The following is a 14,546-nucleotide window of genomic DNA, read 5'->3' as shown; positions in this document are numbered from 1 at the left end:
CCCTTCAAAACTCACCGTCGTGGGAGTACATTGTGCTGGGCTGACTTCCACGGCAGGGAGTGGCATTCACAGCTAAAAAGGTCAACGTTCATGTCCCCCATTGAAAAATCCAGCAAATTAGAAAACGTCTGTTATGACATTCGCGGCCCGGTTCTGAAGGAAGCAAAGCGCCTGGAAGAAGAAGGCAACAAAGTTCTGAAACTGAACATCGGCAACCCTGCGCCTTTCGGGTTTGAAGCACCAGATGAAATTTTAGTGGATGTGATCCGCAATTTGCCAACAGCGCAAGGATATTGCGATTCCAAAGGCCTTTATTCAGCCCGCAAAGCAATCATGCAGCATTACCAGGCCCGCGGGATGCGCGATGTAACCGTAGAAGATATCTATATCGGTAACGGCGTATCCGAATTGATTGTGCAGGCCATGCAGGCATTGCTGAACAGTGGGGACGAAATGCTGGTTCCTGCACCTGATTATCCACTGTGGACGGCGGCGGTTTCGCTCTCTGGTGGTAATGCCGTGCACTACCTGTGTGATGAATCGTCAGACTGGTTCCCGGACCTGGATGATATCCGCGCCAAAATTACGCCGCGTACGCGTGGGATCGTCATCATCAACCCCAACAACCCAACCGGCGCTGTTTATTCTAAAGAGCTGCTGATGGAGATTGTTGAGATTGCTCGCCAGAACAACCTCATCATCTTTGCAGATGAGATTTACGACAAAATTCTCTACGATGACGCCGAGCACCACTCGATTGCGGCAATGGCCCCGGATCTGCTGACTATTACCTTTAACGGCCTGTCAAAAACCTATCGTGTTGCCGGTTTCCGTCAGGGCTGGATGGTACTGAACGGACCGAAGAAACATGCCAAAGGGTATATCGAAGGCCTTGAGATGCTGGCTTCTATGCGCCTGTGTGCGAACGTCCCTGCACAACATGCCATTCAGACCGCGCTGGGTGGATATCAGAGCATCAGCGAATTCATTATGCCTGGCGGACGTCTGTATGAGCAACGTAACCGCGCCTGGGAACTGCTCAATGATATTCCTGGCGTCTCTTGCGTAAAACCGCGCGGTGCACTGTATATGTTCCCGAAAATTGACGCCAAGCGCTTCAATATTCATGACGACCAGAAGATGGTGCTCGACTTCCTGTTGCAGGAAAAAGTACTGCTGGTCCAGGGGACAGCATTCAACTGGCCGTGGCCGGATCATTTCCGCATCGTTACGCTGCCGCGAATTGATGATATCGAAATGTCGTTGAGTAAATTTGAGCGTTTCCTGTCAGGGTATCGCCAGCTGTAACCACGCAAAGTGCTACCGGGTTTGCATCCGGTAGCACTCTCTGCGCAAAATACCGTTACTGAAGTCACTGAGTAAGGGTCGTTATGAAGCAGAGCCACTTTTTTGCCCACCTCTCCCGTCTGAAACTCATTAACCGCTGGCCGCTGATGCGCAACGTGCGCACTGAAAACGTGTCCGAACACAGTCTGCAGGTTGCCATGGTTGCTCATGCGCTGGCCGCGATCAAAAACCGTAAATTTGGTGGTCAGGTAAATGCTGAGCGTATTGCCCTGCTGGCGATGTACCACGATGCGTCAGAGGTGTTAACCGGCGATCTCCCTACCCCAGTGAAATATTTCAACTCGCAGATTGCTCAGGAATATAAAGCGATAGAGAAAATTGCCCAGCAAAAACTGGTCGATATGGTTCCCGATGAGTTGCGCGATATTTTTGCACCGCTCATTGATGAACATGCCTTAAGTGAAGAAGAAAGATCGATTGTTAAACAGGCCGATGCCCTGTGCGCGTATCTGAAGTGCCTGGAAGAACTCTCCGCCGGTAACAACGAATTTCTGCTGGCGAAAACACGTCTGGAAAAAACGCTGGAGTCACGACGCAGCGAAGAGATGGACTACTTTATGGACGTGTTTGTCCCAAGCTTTCACCTTTCATTAGATGAAATCAGCCAGGATTCACCGCTTTAAACGATTTTGCCGGATGGCGGCTAACGCCTTATCCGGCCTACAGGTAACGTGATATCCGTAGGCCTGATAAGCGCAGCGCCATCAGGCGTTTACTGCGGCGGTCAAAACGGGAACAGCATCGGGATCATCACCACGCACACAGCCATGACAATCACCGTAAACGGTACGCCAATCTTCACGAAGTCGCTAAAGCTGTAGTTACCCGGCCCGAGCACCAGTGTGTTTACCGGTGAAGACACTGGCGTCATAAAGGCTGCGGAAGCCGCCATCGCAATCACCATCGCAAACGGATACGGCGAAACGCCCATCGACTTTGCCGCCGCCAGCGCAATCGGCGCCATCAGTACCGCCGTCGCGGTGTTAGAGATAAATAACCCAATGGTCGCGCACAGCACGAACAGGCAGCCCAGCATCATATACGGGCCATACCCACCACCAACGTCCATTAGCCCTTTCACCACCAGATCGACGCCGCCCGTTTTCTGTAACGCCAGCGCAAAAGGCATCATCCCGACAATCAAAATAATGCTTGGCCAGTGAATGGCTTTGTAGGCGCTTTCGGCATCGATGCAGCGGAATTTTCCCATCAGCAAACATGCGATAATCGCGGCAACCGTATTAGGGATTTCATCGGTGAGCATTAACGCGACCATCAGTACCAGACAGAAAATCGCATGCGGCGCCTGGCTGTGCGCCGGAGAAGCTTCACTGACTTCCACAGGCATATTTAGCACCACAAAATCGCGCCCTTTTTGTCCAAGCAGCGTGATCAGCTTCCAGTTGCCCACCACTAAAATGATATCGCCCATCAACAGCGGCTCATCAACCACCGCCCCGGCCAGCGCCGTACCATCGCGCTTCAGCCCAACGACATTCAGCCCGTAACGCGTACGAAAAGCGATTTCCCGTACCGTTTTGCCGATCAATTCCGACTCAGGGATCAGAGAGATTTCGGCCATGCCCACATCAAGTGCCTGCTCGGAGAAGTATTCTCCACGCAGCACCATCGGTTCCAACAGTTGCTCAGCGCAAAATTCACGCAGGTCGACATCGGCCGCAGACATATCAATCAGCAATACGTCACGAGCACGAAACTCAGAAACCCCGTTTACGTCAACGATCACGCGACGAAAGCGACGCCAGCGCTCCACGCCAATCACGTTTGCCCCGTAGCGCTCACGCAGTTTCAGGTCGTCCAGACGCTGGCCTATCATAGGAGAACCCGGGCGAATCGCCAGGCGACGCGCGCGCCCGGTCAGGCGATATTCTTTAATCAGATCGCGAAAAGTCCGGCGCTTCCAGCCGTCGCCCGGCTGCCCGGAGTCTTCACCCTTCAGCATAAAACGCATCACCAGCATATAAATTATGCCAAGTACCAACACCACCAATCCCAGTGGGGTTACGCTAAAAAAGCTAAAACCATTAAGTCCTTCACGTAACAGTTCACTGTTGACGACCAGGTTTGGCGGCGTTGCCACCAGCGTCATCATGCCGCTTATCAAGCCGGCAAAACTTAGCGGCATCATCAGGCGTGAAGGAGAAATTTCCATGCGCATGGAAACACTTAAGACAACCGGAATAAAGATGGCGACCACACCGGTCGAACTCATGAATGCACCGAGTCCAGCTACGGTTATCATCAGCAACACCAGCATTTTAACTTCACTGCTACCGGCGACCTTCACCAGCCAGGCACCCATTACTGTCGCCACACCGGTACGCACGAGACCGTCACCGATAATGAATAAAGCCGCTATCAAAATAACGTTAGGATCGCTGAACCCGGAAAAAGCCTCTGTGATGCTCAATGTTCCACTCAGAACAAAGGCAATAATGACCAGCAAAGCGATCGCGTCCATACGCACTCTGCCAGTTGCAAACAAGACGACGGCAATCGCCAGCAATGAGAGAACCCATATCAATTCACCGTTCACAACATATCCTTGTTAAATGAGAGGGATGGACTGATTCTGCCATAAAAAAGCCCCAACAATCTGGGGCTAAATCATGATCAGGTATTTCTTATAACGACCACATTTCCGTTGGGTTGTTTGGTCACAGAAATATGTTCCAGACTGGTCAGCGAAAAATCAACCTCGTTCAGACGCGGCGTATCCGCTGGCGCGTTGACCGCGATGACATGACACCCAGCAGCTAGTCCTGAAAGCACCCCGGCGGGGGCATCTTCCACCACGGCACATTCCTGCGGTGCCAGGCCCAGAAGCTGAGCGCCTAACAGATACGCGTCTGGCTCTGGTTTCCCTCTTTTTACCCGCTCGGCAGTGACAAACACTTCGGGAGCAGGAAGCCCAGCAACACGATGGCGCGCCCGTGCGACCGGCATAGAGCCGGAGGTCACAATCGCCCATGGAATACCCGCTTTATTGAGATGGTTGAGTAAATCAACAGCCCCAGGCAGCGCAGTGATCCCGGCGGTTTCCGTCGCTTCGATCTGCTCCAGGCGGGTAAACTCCGCGGCGATCTCTGCCTCAGATTTGCCCACCATAAAGTGTCGCAGGGAGGTAATGGCCTGCTTGCCATGAATAAAGCCGAGCACCTCGGCGTGATCGAGGCCAAAACGATCGGCCCAGTTGCACCACGCACGTTCTACTGCGGGTAAGGAATCGACCAGCGTTCCATCCAGATCAAACAGAAAACCTTTGCACTGCACGCTCGCCCCCTCAGGCATTAATGATTTGGTTAATTTCATTCGCGCTCAGGTGATACTGGCGCGGGCAAGAGTGCCAGACGTTCAACATACGCTGATATTTTTCCCACATCGGGGTCTGGGCGTTGAAGCCATGCGTACCCGCATCAAAGTGGGTATAGCGACCTTCCACATTCACCATAAAGCGAACGTATCCGAGGAAACGGGCTTCCGTTGCGGCGTCAAAACCGAGGAAAGTCACGCGGCGCTCATCAATAGCCTGTGCATCCTTAAGATTAGTCCAGGACACATGTAATGCGTGATACATCTCCATAATATCGATAATCGTACGACAGGTTTCTTCCGTCAGTTCACCAAACTCACGATCCAGCTCACGCATCTGCAAGCCGTAACCGCGTTCAATAATCGTCTGCAAACGACGATAACGCTCGGCGTTAGTTGGGTCGAGCATAGTCATCATTTTGTACTGATTCGACAAAATCAGACGTTGAGCGTTGGTCATTTCCATTTGGGACTCCTGTATCACTACTACTGCGATGAAAAAAAAGAAGGCATCTTGTGCCTTCTTTTATATGCGTAATCAGGGGTCAATTACAAATCATCAAGGAAAGTTTTATCCAGTTGTTTGAAGGCGCGCTTAAGCGTGTCAGCCAGCGCCTGGTAATCCGGCTTTCCTTCTACCGGAGAGAGCGCCTGCCCGGCTTCTTGCAATTTACCCCGAACTTCGTAGAACCAGTTGAGTATTGAAGGCGGCAGCGGCGTCACGGAACGTTTACCCAGCCACCACATGCCCTGCATCGGCAGGCTGAGCGCAAACAGCGCGGTCGCCACGGCCGGTCCCAACTGTCCCCCTAGCGCAATTTGCCAGCATAAGGTGAAGACGGCGATAGGCGGCATAAAACGGATTGCGTAACGTGTCATACGGATCACACGGTTCTCTACAAACACGGGCGCGAGGCGCTTTTCCATTGGCCACGTCTTCGCGTAGTGCTGCCCCCGGCGAAACAAGCTAAAAAAATTGACGGAACGATTATCCGGTGTCGACATGGCGGTTACCTCAACTTCACATATAAAAATTAAAAAATTTGTGCAAAACAACAACTACAAGGGACATCGTTCAAAACATTTTGTCTTTGATACCCACATTCAGGTATCCTGTGCCGGCCTGTAAGGCCTTTAGTCCAAAATCATTGAGTCGTCAAATTGACACATAGTATGCCATTGGCTGAAAAATACGCAAAATGACATAGACTCAAAGGTATTTATTCCATCGTGCCCAAAAAGACCATGGCGCATGATGTTAATCATAAACGTCGGTGTCATCATGCGCTACGCTCTATGACTCCCTGACGTTTTTTTAGCCACGTATCATAAATAGGTACTTCCATGTCGAGTAAGTTAGTACTGGTTCTGAACTGCGGTAGCTCCTCACTGAAATTTGCCATCATCGATGCAGTAAACGGTGAAGAATACCTTTCTGGTTTAGCCGAATGTTTCCATCTCCCAGAAGCACGTATCAAATGGAAAATGGATGGCGGTAAACAAGAAGCGGCTTTAGGTGCAGGCGCCGCTCACAGTGAAGCGCTGAATTTTATCGTTAATACTATTCTGGCACAAAAACCAGAACTGTCTGCTCAGCTGACTGCGATTGGTCACCGTGTTGTTCACGGCGGCGAAAAATACACCGGCTCTGTAGTTATCGACGATTCCGTTATTCAGGGTATCAAAGATGCAGCCTCTTTTGCACCGCTGCACAACCCTGCACACCTGATCGGTATCGCTGAAGCGCTGAAATCCTTCCCGAATCTGAAAGACAAAAACGTGGCCGTATTCGACACCGCGTTCCATCAGACTATGCCGGAAGAATCTTACCTCTACGCCCTGCCGTACAGCCTGTACAAAGAACATGGCGTTCGTCGTTACGGCGCGCACGGTACCAGCCACTTCTTCGTTACTCAGGAAGCGGCTAAAGTGCTGAACAAACCGGTTGATGAGCTGAACATCATCACTTGCCACCTGGGCAACGGCGGTTCTGTATCTGCTATCCGTAACGGTAAATGTGTTGATACCTCCATGGGTCTGACCCCACTGGAAGGTCTGGTGATGGGTACACGTTCCGGTGACATCGACCCGGCGATCATCTTCCACCTGCACGACACCCTGGGCATGAGCGTTGACCAGATCAACAAAATGCTGACCAAAGAGTCCGGCCTGCTGGGTCTGACCGAAGTCACCAGCGACTGCCGCTATGTTGAAGATAACTACGCGACTAAAGAAGACGCTAAACGTGCAATGGACGTTTACTGCCACCGTCTGGCGAAATACATCGGTTCTTACACTGCGCTGATGGATGGTCGTCTGGATGCCGTTGTCTTCACCGGTGGTATCGGTGAAAACGCCGCGATGGTTCGTGAACTGTCTCTGGGCAAACTGGGCGTTCTGGGCTTTGAAGTAGACCACGAACGTAACCTGGCCGCACGTTTCGGCAAATCTGGTTTCATCAACAAAGAAGGTACCCGTCCTGCGTTGGTTATCCCAACCAACGAAGAACTGGTTATCGCGCAAGACGCGAGCCGTCTGACCGCCTGATTTCACACCGCCAGCCTAGCTGGCGGTGCTGTTTTGTAACCCGCCTGAAACGGGCGGTAACGAAAGAGGATAAACCGTGTCCCGTATTATTATGCTGATCCCTACCGGAACCAGCGTCGGTCTGACCAGCGTCAGCCTTGGCGTGATCCGCGCAATGGAACGCAAAGGCGTTCGTCTGAGCGTCTTCAAGCCGATCGCTCAACCGCGTGCCGGTGGCGATGCGCCAGACCAGACTACCAGCATCGTCCGTGCTAACTCTTCTCTGCCAGCCGCTGAGCCGCTGAAGATGAGCCACGTTGAATCTCTGCTGTCCAGCAATCAGAAAGATGTGCTGATGGAAGAGATCATCGCGAACTACCACGCGAACACTAAAGACGCTGAAGTTGTCCTGGTTGAAGGCCTGGTCCCAACCCGTAAACATCAGTTCGCGCAGTCTCTGAACTACGAAATCGCGAAAACGCTGAATGCAGAAATCGTCTTCGTTATGTCTCAGGGCACCGATACCCCGGAACAACTGAACGAGCGTATTGAACTGACTCGCAGCAGCTTCGGTGGCGCGAAAAACACCAACATCACCGGCGTAATTGTTAACAAACTGAACGCACCGGTTGATGAGCAGGGCCGTACTCGCCCGGATCTGTCCGAGATTTTCGACGACTCTTCCAAAGCGAAAGTGATCAAAGTTGATCCGGCTAAACTGCAAGAATCCAGCCCGCTGCCGGTTCTGGGCGCGGTGCCATGGAGCTTCGATCTGATCGCTACCCGTGCAATCGATATGGCGCGTCACCTGAACGCCACCATCGTAAACGAAGGCGATATCAATACCCGTCGCGTGAAGTCTGTGACTTTCTGCGCACGCAGCATTCCGCACATGCTGGAACACTTCCGCGCAGGTTCCCTGCTGGTGACCTCCGCTGACCGTCCGGACGTGCTGGTTGCTGCATGCCTGGCAGCGATGAACGGCGTAGAAATTGGCGCCCTGCTGCTGACCGGTGGCTACGAAATGGACGCGCGCATTACCAAACTGTGCGAACGTGCATTCGAAACCGGCCTGCCGGTATTCATGGTAAACACCAACACCTGGCAGACCTCTCTGAGCCTGCAGAGCTTCAACCTGGAAGTTCCGGTTGACGATCACGAGCGTATCGAAAAAGTTCAGGAATACGTTGCTAACTTCATCAACGCTGACTGGATTGAATCTCTGACCGCAACATCTGAGCGCAGCCGTCGTCTGTCTCCACCAGCGTTCCGTTATCAGTTGACCGAGCTGGCACGTAAAGCGGGCAAACGCGTTGTTCTGCCGGAAGGCGACGAACCGCGTACCGTTAAAGCGGCAGCCATCTGTGCTGAACGTGGTATCGCAACCTGCGTACTGCTGGGTAACCCGGATGAGATCACCCGCGTTGCGGCCTCTCAGGGCGTTGAACTTGGCGCTGGCGTAGAAATCGTTGATCCAGATGTGGTTCGCGAAAGCTACGTTGCTCGTCTGGTCGAACTGCGTAAGAACAAAGGCATGACCGAAACCGTTGCCCGCGAACAGCTGGAAGACAACGTCGTTCTCGGTACCCTGATGCTGGAACAGGACGACGTTGACGGTTTGGTTTCCGGTGCCGTTCACACTACTGCGAACACCATTCGTCCACCGCTGCAGCTGATCAAAACTGCACCGGGTAGTTCCCTGGTGTCTTCTGTGTTCTTCATGCTGCTGCCGGATCAGGTTTACGTTTACGGCGACTGCGCGATCAACCCGGATCCAACCGCAGAACAGCTGGCAGAAATCGCTATTCAGTCCGCTGAATCCGCGATTGCCTTCGGTATCGAACCGCGCGTTGCGATGCTCTCCTACTCCACCGGTACCTCTGGTGCAGGTAGCGACGTAGAGAAAGTTCGTGAAGCGACTCGTCTGGCGCAGGAAAAACGTCCTGACCTGATGATCGACGGACCGCTGCAGTACGACGCCGCCGTTATGGCTGACGTTGCGAAATCCAAAGCGCCGAACTCTCCGGTTGCAGGTCGCGCTACCGTGTTCATCTTCCCGGATCTGAACACCGGTAACACCACCTACAAAGCGGTACAGCGTTCTGCCGACCTGATCTCCATTGGGCCGATGCTGCAGGGTATGCGCAAGCCGGTGAACGACCTGTCTCGTGGCGCGCTGGTAGACGATATCGTCTATACCATCGCACTGACCGCGATCCAGTCTTCCCATCAGCAGCAGTAATCTGCCGAGTGTGCCGGATCTCTTATCCGGCAACATATCTACTTATCAAACCGGAAATAGCTGATATTTCCGGTTTTTTTATGTCTGTTTCCCCTTTGGCATAATCTGAAATATTTGCCTGAATGCGCTGCATCAATGAATAACTATTCTTCTGTTCGCATACTTACCCTCTTTTGCATTGCAACAGGGATAGTCTTTCATGTCAGCAGTAACAGAATCACAGCCAGCCAAAAAATGGGCGATGCCCGACACGCTGGTGATTATTTTTTTCGTCGCCATTTTAACCAGTCTGGCGACATGGGTTGTTCCCGTCGGGATGTTCGACAGCCAGGAAGTGCAATATCAGGTTGATGGACAAACCAAAACCCGTAAGGTGGTTGACCCCCATTCCTTTCGTATTCTGACCAATGAAGCTGGTGAAGAGCAGTATCATCCGGTTAAGTTCTTTACCACCGGAGATGAGCGCCCAGGCCTGATGAATTTTCCGTTCGAAGGCTTAACCTCCGGCTCGAAATTCGGCACTGCGGTCGGCATCATTATGTTTATGCTGGTCATTGGCGGCGCATTTGGCATCGTTATGCGTACCGGCACCATTGATAACGGCATCCTGGCGCTCATCCGCCATACGCGGGGCAAAGAGGTCCTCTTTATCCCAGTGCTGTTTATTCTCTTCTCCTTAGGCGGCGCGGTGTTTGGCATGGGGGAAGAGGCGGTTGCCTTTGCCATTATCATCGCGCCGCTGATGGTCCGGCTAGGTTACGACAGTATCACCACCGTTCTGGTTACCTATATCGCGACTCAGATTGGTTTCGCCAGCTCATGGATGAACCCATTTTGCGTGGTGGTCGCGCAAGGTATTGCGGGGGTGCCAGTGCTCTCTGGTTCCGGTCTGCGCATCGTGGTCTGGGTGGTCGCTACGCTAATAGGACTAACCTTCACGCTGGCCTATGCGGCACGCATCAAAAAGAATCCGCTTTTGTCCCGGGTACATGAATCCGACCGCTTCTTTCGCGAGCAGCAGGACGAGGTCGTGGAACGACGCTTCACGCTCGGTGACTGGCTGGTACTGATGGTGCTGACGGGCGTGATCGTGTGGGTCATTTGGGGCGTTATCGTCCACGCATGGTTTATTCCTGAGATCGCCAGTCAGTTCTTCACGATGGGCCTGGTGATTGGCATTATCGGCGTCGTGTTTCGGCTCAACGGCATGACGGTCAACATCATGGCCTCCTCATTCACTGAGGGAGCACGAATGATGATTGCCCCTGCCCTGCTGGTTGGTTTTGCCAAGGGCATTTTACTGCTGGTCGGTAATGGAGAGGCGGGTGAAGCCAGCGTGTTAAACACTCTGCTGCACAGTATTGCCAACGGCATTAGCGGGCTGGATAACGCCATAGCGGCGTGGTTTATGCTGTTGTTCCAGGCGGTGTTTAATTTCTTCGTCACCTCCGGCTCCGGTCAGGCAGCATTGACCATGCCGCTGTTAGCGCCGCTGGGCGATCTGGTTGGCGTCAACCGTCAGGTTACCGTGCTGGCCTTCCAGTTTGGCGACGGATTCAGCCATATTATCTATCCGACATCGGCATCTCTGATGGCTACGTTAGGTGTTTGTCGGGTGGATTTTCGTAACTGGCTGAAGGTAGGTGCTACGCTGTTGGGGCTGCTGTTTATTATGTCCAGCGTGGTGGTGATTGGTGCGCAGATAATGGGTTACCATTGAGAGTAACGTGCTGAAATAAAAGCCGCAGGCTAATCATCTGCGGTTTTTTATTTTCGGCAGAAAACACATTCATTAAATGAATTAAAATTTAAAATAAATTATATATATAAATATATTTATATATTCTTAAAGCGCGTCCCGTCATTATATCCAGACAATTAACCTGTGTTATTCTTTGCAATTATTTACTCATATTCGAAATAAATTTTATGATACAACAAAATTTGTTACTACTGTCATTACTGTTAGCAACAACCCAATCTGTATGGGCTGCTTGCTATGTTGAATTAGGTAATAGTAGCAGTTCCAGCGGAGTCACAGCCGCCGATCTCAATTTAACAACAACCCCTCAAAAGCCTCTCCCAAATGAATCCGACCTTATGGCAACTGTGAGAAACAGCACAATTACTTACTGGGTAGATGCGGACGGTAAAGGCAATGCAGGTGATTCCGGATCGCTTACGTTTACCCCGGCAGGAACGACGTTCACCGCCGACAGTGGCAATAAAAAAGGTTGGCTGGCTGATGCCTCAATCCCTGGGCTCTATTTTACGCTAGAGGCAGCCCTACCCAAGCCGCCACAAGGCCCTTTTACCGCATGGAACACAACAACAATTTATTTGTCTAACGATGCCGACGTTAACAAAGCTACCGCCTCCGGCTGGGGATGCTCAAGCTTTGATGAGAAGAAGATGGAGAACGCCACGGTAACATTCAATCTCAGCTTCTACACAACCTCAGCATTTGATCCAGCAAAAGCGTCCGGCAAAAAACTTTTTACAAGCCGGCAGCAAGTCGGGGTTCTTCAAAATAAAACCGGCATGGGGGGGGAAATTGACGTATATATTAATGGTCCACTGACAATAGCGACCGCAGGCTGTGCCGCATTTGTCGTTGATACTCAAACAGTAAACCTGGGTGACATCAATTACAGTATCCTGAAAAGAGTGCCCTATCCGCCTTATAACGATACGCCATTTAATATCAAACTGGAAAATTGCTATGCCACATCCGATCTGGTGCTCAATTTTTCCAATAATCAGACAAAAGCAATTAACAGCTATACCTCCACCCTCGTTAATACCCAGGGTACCTCCAGAGGCGTGGGTGTTGCCTTACAATATCTTACGGACCAGGGTGGCTCGGACGTAGCATTTAACATTGATGTGACACAGCCCAGTACTGTACCTGCTAAATATTTAAATTACTATAATGGCAACGGGCTGCTAAGACTTAAAGCTCAACTGTATGTGAACGATGTGGATGCCTTAGCTCCCGGGACACTTTACATCCCTACGATAATAACAATATCCCTTCCATAACTCTGTCGATGCCCGCTATCGTAACGTTCAGAGTGCTGCGATAGCGGTTCAGGTTTTATTCCGTCTCTTCTTCCTTCAGTGATTCATTTTTGGCGTTGCGGGTCATCCACAGCGACAGGGCTTTCAGCGAATCCGGAGTGAACTCGTCGCAACGCGCGGTAATTTCTTCCGGCGTCAGCCAACAAACTTCGCTAATTTCTTCTTCCTGTAGCGCGAACGGTCCGTGGGAAACACAGCTAAACAGCCCGCCCCATACGCGACAGTTTTGGTCTTCAAAGTAAAACTGACCATGCTCGGCAAACGGCACGCCCGCAATCCCCAGTTCCTCTTCTGCTTCACGGCGCGCTGATTCCAGCATCTGCTCGTCAGCCTGAACAACACCGCCTGCGGTGGCATCCAGCATACCGGGCAAAAAATCTTTTGTCTCAGTGCGACGTTGAACCAGAATTTTGCCCATACCATCATGCACAACGATATACGTTGCACGATGGCGTAAGCGTTGCGCTCGCATTTGTTCCCGGCTGGACTGTGCAATGACTTCGTTGTCTTCATTCACAATATCCACCCATTCAGTACTTGCCAAACGACGCTGTTCCACCATCAGGAAACCTTCTTTTTTCTGGCGCTCTTACGGCGCGTTTATGTTTGTGGGGTAAATTACGGATTAATCTCGACCTGTGCAATAACACTTTGATCATTGAGTGCCATTACGCTGAGAACATTATCATCCAGAATCCCGTAACTTGCCGCAAAACCCCCTTTAGGGATGCTTACCGAGCCGGGATTGAAATAATAGATATCCTCGCGCAGCTCAGCAACCGGCAGATGAGTATGCCCATAAACCAGAACATCGCCCGCATTGAGCGCCGGCATATTTTGCGGGCCAAAAAGATGTCCGTGCGTCAAAAAGAGTCGCAGGTTTTCTGTCAGAATTTGCTGCCACGGCGCAGTCATCGGAAAATGCAGGAGCATCTGATCCACTTCGCTGTCGCAATTACCACGCACCGCAATAATTCGCGATGCCTGTTCATTCAGCCGTTCTGCAACCTGCGCAGGCGCATAGCCTTCTGGAAGCGCATTACGCGGCCCGTGGTTTAAAACATCACCCAATATCACCAGCCATTGCGCACAGCTTGCAGCAAACCGTTCGAGTACGCGTTCCGTGGCTGGCAACGAACCATGAATGTCCGATGCGAACATCAGTTTCATCACTCACTCCTCGCTGAAAAGTACCTTGTAATGATACTGGATTACGGCCCGTTTTTCAGCAGGAACGCTTCGCTGAAAGCGCGATAAAACGCTGTACTGAAGCGCGCTGCCACTGGAAGGTGGCGTATTCCGCAAGCGCTTCCGGAACCTCATCGCCATTCAGGACCAGGCGATTAAGCATTAGCGCTAAATCACAGTCAGCGATACACCATTCGCCAAATAAATTCTGCTTACCGTGGCTCAGTAAACTGCCGGCAGTAGCGAACAATTTTTCCGCACTGGCTTTTCCCGCTTCGCTTAACGGTCCTTTCTTCACGCCAGCAAAAACGACATCCGTTGAGCGTTCTTCACGGATAGGCATTAAATCGCTGCGGATCCACGCCTGAACCTGGCGCGCCCGCGCGCGTTTTTGCACATCGTGCGGATAGATACGCTCCCACTGTGGCGGCGCGAAGCTCTCTTCCAGGAATTCCGTAATCGCTGATGATTCGCTCAGTTCAAAACCATCGATCTCAAGAACCGGCACGCGGCGCGTCAAGGCGTAACCTTGCCATGAAGGTTGCAAATGTTCGCCACTGTTGAGATCAACAGTTTTCAGCGTAAAGGGCAGCCCTTTCTCTTGCAGAGCGACATAAACAGACAGCACGTAAGGGGAGAAAAAATTGGCATCTGACCACAGCGTAATTGCAGGTTTGCTCATAATGTCCTCTGAAGTGTATTAGCTTGCCTTCAAAATATAGAGTCTTTCTCTCGCTGTCACTTGATGAAAACTCAAGCACGCCAACAGGCTCTATACTTGTTATGACCCGGTTCATGACAAAACGGA

Annotated in this window: 13 protein-coding genes; 6 read left to right on the top strand and 7 right to left on the bottom strand. The window is 51.6% G+C overall.

What is annotated here, in order from left to right:
* The first annotated feature begins 90 nt into the window (after positions 1-90).
* Positions 91-1,308: an alanine transaminase AlaA gene (gene alaA, locus OGX66_RS19270; RefSeq protein ID WP_003028082.1), complete on the top strand. Its 1,218-nt coding sequence runs from the start codon at positions 91-93 to the stop codon at positions 1,306-1,308.
* Positions 1,309-1,391: 83 nt separating this feature from the next.
* On the top strand, positions 1,392-1,991 hold the full coding sequence (gene yfbR, locus OGX66_RS19265) for a 5'-deoxynucleotidase (RefSeq protein WP_003028083.1): 600 nt from the start codon (positions 1,392-1,394) through the stop codon (positions 1,989-1,991).
* A gap of 101 nt (positions 1,992-2,092) precedes the next feature.
* On the opposite strand, the gene OGX66_RS19260 is transcribed toward yfbR, so the two are convergent.
* The 4 genes from OGX66_RS19260 to yfbV all read right to left on the bottom strand — a co-directional run bounded on the left by OGX66_RS19260 (position 2,093) and on the right by yfbV (position 5,706).
* Positions 2,093-3,925: an SLC13 family permease gene (locus tag OGX66_RS19260; RefSeq protein WP_003028084.1), complete on the bottom strand. Its 1,833-nt coding sequence runs from the start codon at positions 3,923-3,925 to the stop codon at positions 2,093-2,095.
* Positions 3,926-4,002: 77 nt separating this feature from the next.
* Positions 4,003-4,680 (bottom strand): sugar phosphatase, encoded by a 678-nt coding sequence (locus OGX66_RS19255; protein ID WP_085951580.1) that lies wholly within the window; start codon positions 4,678-4,680, stop codon positions 4,003-4,005.
* A complete protein-coding gene (locus OGX66_RS19250) occupies positions 4,673-5,167 on the bottom strand; it encodes a YfbU family protein (protein WP_003028086.1) in 495 nt (164 codons plus the stop codon). The genes OGX66_RS19255 and OGX66_RS19250 overlap by 8 nt, the downstream gene beginning before the upstream one ends.
* An 83-nt stretch (positions 5,168-5,250) precedes the next feature.
* Positions 5,251-5,706 carry a terminus macrodomain insulation protein YfbV gene (gene yfbV, locus OGX66_RS19245; RefSeq protein WP_003028087.1) on the bottom strand — a complete coding sequence of 152 codons (456 nt, stop codon included), beginning with the start codon at positions 5,704-5,706 and terminating at the stop codon, positions 5,251-5,253.
* A gap of 339 nt (positions 5,707-6,045) precedes the next feature.
* Between yfbV and ackA the strand changes: the two genes are divergently transcribed.
* From ackA to OGX66_RS19225, 4 genes are all read left to right on the top strand, one after another.
* Positions 6,046-7,248 carry an acetate kinase gene (gene ackA / locus OGX66_RS19240; protein ID WP_003839347.1) on the top strand — a complete coding sequence of 401 codons (1,203 nt, stop codon included), beginning with the start codon at positions 6,046-6,048 and terminating at the stop codon, positions 7,246-7,248.
* A gap of 76 nt (positions 7,249-7,324) precedes the next feature.
* Positions 7,325-9,469, top strand: a complete 2,145-nt coding sequence (gene pta / locus OGX66_RS19235) for a phosphate acetyltransferase (protein ID WP_286512101.1) — start codon at positions 7,325-7,327, stop codon at positions 9,467-9,469.
* A 199-nt stretch (positions 9,470-9,668) separates the two neighbouring features.
* Positions 9,669-11,189, top strand: coding sequence for a putative basic amino acid antiporter YfcC (gene yfcC / locus OGX66_RS19230; protein WP_270932808.1), 1,521 nt, complete (start codon positions 9,669-9,671; stop codon positions 11,187-11,189).
* Positions 11,190-11,569: 380 nt separating this feature from the next.
* The gene (locus OGX66_RS19225; RefSeq protein ID WP_044714046.1) at positions 11,570-12,511 is read left to right on the top strand and encodes a fimbrial protein; all 942 of its coding nucleotides are present in this window, start codon (positions 11,570-11,572) and stop codon (positions 12,509-12,511) included.
* A 55-nt stretch (positions 12,512-12,566) separates the two neighbouring features.
* Here OGX66_RS19225 and yfcD read toward each other — a convergent pair whose 3' ends face one another.
* The 3 genes from yfcD to yfcF are packed head-to-tail and all read right to left on the bottom strand — an operon-like array spanning position 12,567 to position 14,420.
* On the bottom strand, positions 12,567-13,112 hold the full coding sequence (gene yfcD, locus OGX66_RS19220) for an NUDIX hydrolase YfcD (protein ID WP_044714048.1): 546 nt from the start codon (positions 13,110-13,112) through the stop codon (positions 12,567-12,569).
* A gap of 56 nt (positions 13,113-13,168) precedes the next feature.
* Positions 13,169-13,720 (bottom strand): phosphodiesterase, encoded by a 552-nt coding sequence (gene yfcE, locus OGX66_RS19215; protein ID WP_286512097.1) that lies wholly within the window; start codon positions 13,718-13,720, stop codon positions 13,169-13,171.
* A gap of 55 nt (positions 13,721-13,775) precedes the next feature.
* The gene (gene yfcF / locus OGX66_RS19210) at positions 13,776-14,420 is read right to left on the bottom strand and encodes a glutathione transferase (RefSeq protein ID WP_003839339.1); all 645 of its coding nucleotides are present in this window, start codon (positions 14,418-14,420) and stop codon (positions 13,776-13,778) included.
* Positions 14,421-14,546: the final 126 nt, after the last annotated feature.

It is taken from the genome of Citrobacter sp. Cf072 (assembly GCF_030334485.1).
GTDB lineage: Bacteria > Pseudomonadota > Gammaproteobacteria > Enterobacterales > Enterobacteriaceae > Citrobacter > Citrobacter freundii.
The sequence above is the reverse complement of the archived record's forward strand: the minus strand, read 5'-3'. Positions and strand labels throughout refer to the sequence as shown.

What these genes read in the sequence shown, in the direction of transcription:
- yfcE (WP_286512097.1), bottom strand. Translation starts at nt 13,720, where the DNA reads ATGAAACTGATGTTCGCATCGGACATTCATGGTTCGTTGCCAGCCACG.
- yfcD (WP_044714048.1), bottom strand. Translation starts at nt 13,112, where the DNA reads ATGGTGGAACAGCGTCGTTTGGCAAGTACTGAATGGGTGGATATTGTG.
- yfbR (WP_003028083.1), top strand. Translation starts at nt 1,392, where the DNA reads ATGAAGCAGAGCCACTTTTTTGCCCACCTCTCCCGTCTGAAACTCATT.
- alaA (WP_003028082.1), top strand. Translation starts at nt 91, where the DNA reads ATGTCCCCCATTGAAAAATCCAGCAAATTAGAAAACGTCTGTTATGAC.
- yfcF (WP_003839339.1), bottom strand. Translation starts at nt 14,420, where the DNA reads ATGAGCAAACCTGCAATTACGCTGTGGTCAGATGCCAATTTTTTCTCC.
- OGX66_RS19255 (WP_085951580.1), bottom strand. Translation starts at nt 4,680, where the DNA reads ATGCCTGAGGGGGCGAGCGTGCAGTGCAAAGGTTTTCTGTTTGATCTG.
- yfbV (WP_003028087.1), bottom strand. Translation starts at nt 5,706, where the DNA reads ATGTCGACACCGGATAATCGTTCCGTCAATTTTTTTAGCTTGTTTCGC.
- yfcC (WP_270932808.1), top strand. Translation starts at nt 9,669, where the DNA reads ATGTCAGCAGTAACAGAATCACAGCCAGCCAAAAAATGGGCGATGCCC.
- ackA (WP_003839347.1), top strand. Translation starts at nt 6,046, where the DNA reads ATGTCGAGTAAGTTAGTACTGGTTCTGAACTGCGGTAGCTCCTCACTG.
- OGX66_RS19250 (WP_003028086.1), bottom strand. Translation starts at nt 5,167, where the DNA reads ATGGAAATGACCAACGCTCAACGTCTGATTTTGTCGAATCAGTACAAA.
- OGX66_RS19225 (WP_044714046.1), top strand. Translation starts at nt 11,570, where the DNA reads ATGGCAACTGTGAGAAACAGCACAATTACTTACTGGGTAGATGCGGAC.